The sequence below is a fragment of the Pseudomonas sp. 05T35 genome (assembly GCF_056396605.1).
In genome coordinates this window covers 1-1,729 of sequence record NZ_JBFTLU010000657.1, presented here as the reverse complement: position 1 = coordinate 1,729, position 1,729 = coordinate 1, and the positions used below count along the sequence as shown (strand labels likewise).

The 1,729-nt window shown below is 56.5% G+C and carries 3 protein-coding genes; all 3 read left to right on the top strand.

Translation table 11 applies throughout. From position 1 onward, the window contains the following. Positions 1-203: 203 nt before the first annotated feature. The 3 genes from AC1DH9_RS28500 (at position 204) to AC1DH9_RS28490 (ending at position 1,679) form a co-directional block, all read left to right on the top strand. Entirely contained in the window at positions 204-692 is a 489-nt protein-coding gene (locus tag AC1DH9_RS28500; protein ID WP_427545468.1) for an Hcp family type VI secretion system effector, read from the top strand. Between the two features lie 82 nt (positions 693-774). Further along, positions 775-1,233: a type VI secretion system amidase effector protein Tae4 gene (locus AC1DH9_RS28495; protein WP_427545470.1), complete on the top strand. Its 459-nt coding sequence runs from the start codon at positions 775-777 to the stop codon at positions 1,231-1,233. After that, the gene (locus tag AC1DH9_RS28490; RefSeq protein ID WP_427545472.1) at positions 1,230-1,679 is read left to right on the top strand and encodes a hypothetical protein; all 450 of its coding nucleotides are present in this window, start codon (positions 1,230-1,232) and stop codon (positions 1,677-1,679) included. Before AC1DH9_RS28495 ends, AC1DH9_RS28490 begins: the two co-directional genes overlap by 4 nt. The last annotated feature ends 50 nt before the right edge of the window (positions 1,680-1,729 follow it).

Genomic DNA, 1,729 nt, shown 5'->3' with positions numbered 1-1,729 from the left:
GGGCTTGCCCGCGATGGCATCAACGCGGTCCGGCTGAAAACCGCGGGGCCTACATCGCGGGCAAGYCCGGCTCCCACAGGTTCTGTGCCCTGACTGGCATCGGGACAAGCCCGAAAAAGCGTGATTGCGCTGAAGCCTTGAACAGATTTTCGCAAGGTCGGCGTTAACCAAACAATGTGGTAGACACCACACAGGGAGAAAACATGGCTGTTGATATTTTCATCAAGATCGGCGACATCAAGGGCGAGTCCATGGACAAGGCCCACAAGGACGAAATCGACGTCTTGAACTGGAGCTGGGGCATGTCTCAGTCGGGCAATATGCACCTGGGGGGCGGCGGCGGTGCCGGCAAGGTGAACGTCCAGGACCTGTCGCTGACCAAGTTCGTCGACAAGGCCTCACCCAACCTGATGATGCATTGCGCCAGCGGCAAGCACATCGACAAGGTCAAGCTGACCGTGCGCAAGGCCGGCGGCGAAAGCCAGGTCGAGTACATGATCATCAACCTGGAAGAAGTGCTGATCAGTTCCCTGAGCACTGGCGGCTCGGGCAGCGATGATCGCCTGACTGAAAACGTCACCCTGAACTTCGCCAAGGTACTGGTGGACTACCAGCCGCAAAAAGCCGACGGCACCAAGGACGGCGGGCCGATCAAGTTCGGCTGGAACATCCGCCAGAACGTCAAGGTGTAATCGAACGAGCCCCCGTCGTTATGCGTCGGGGGCATTTTGGTGCTTGCTCGAATCCAATCCTTCCCCATCCGGTGTCTGAGTCATGGCCAAGCCTTCGTTTATCAATTTGTGGAAAGCGTATTCCGATCTCCTGGTTACGTATCCTGACGCAAAGCCCTGTGATGGCCCTTGGGAAAACCAGTGTGCTATCCGCATGAGCATGACGCTCAACACAGAGCTGACCATCAAGGTCAACAAATCCACCTACACCGAACCCAAGTGCGCCCATGGACATGCACGAGGGGCTGAGTCATTGGCAAATTGGCTGTGGAAACATCATCTGGGCCGTCCGACGATTCTCGGCGGAGACGCGCAAGAGCGTCGCAAGTTGATGGACAAAAAAGGCCTTATTTTCTTCAAGGACTGTTTCCAACAGCTGGGAGAGTCTTCAGACGGTCGCACCGGTGACCACATCGATCTTTGGAACCGTGGCCTTACCGCCAGCCGGTATGACGACCCTGCCTATCGATCAAGGGCTATCTGGTTCTGGGAGCTCTTATGATCAAGGCTCATTGCGCGGTATTTATTGGCTGCCTGTTATCAAGTCTAACTGCCTGTGCCGAGCAACAAGCCTCGCCGGCAATGCCATCCGCAGCGGTGGAGCAAGTCGTCTCGATGGGCGGGCAACAGTTGACGTTGGTGAATGACCAACAACGCTGCGCGCTACGCAAACCAGACCAGACACTATTGCCACTCGACATGCCATGGCCCTGCCAATTCACTGTCGACAGACAAGGCAAATCGCATGTCGAGACCTTCGGCAAGGTGCCCATTGTCATCGTTATTCATTTGTCGACGGTGGCTGAGAACAGTCCGGAATGTCGCTCCGAGTACCGCGCCATACGCCAGATCAATGGACAACTCGAACCCTCGATAATCGCTCGCAACGCCAGCTGCATGCGCGGCGCAGGTGACCAGAAGAATTACACGGGCCTTTTCACTTGGTAACCGAAATCGCCACCCGCGATCGCCTGCAACCGTCCCTGCTGGATCGGTTG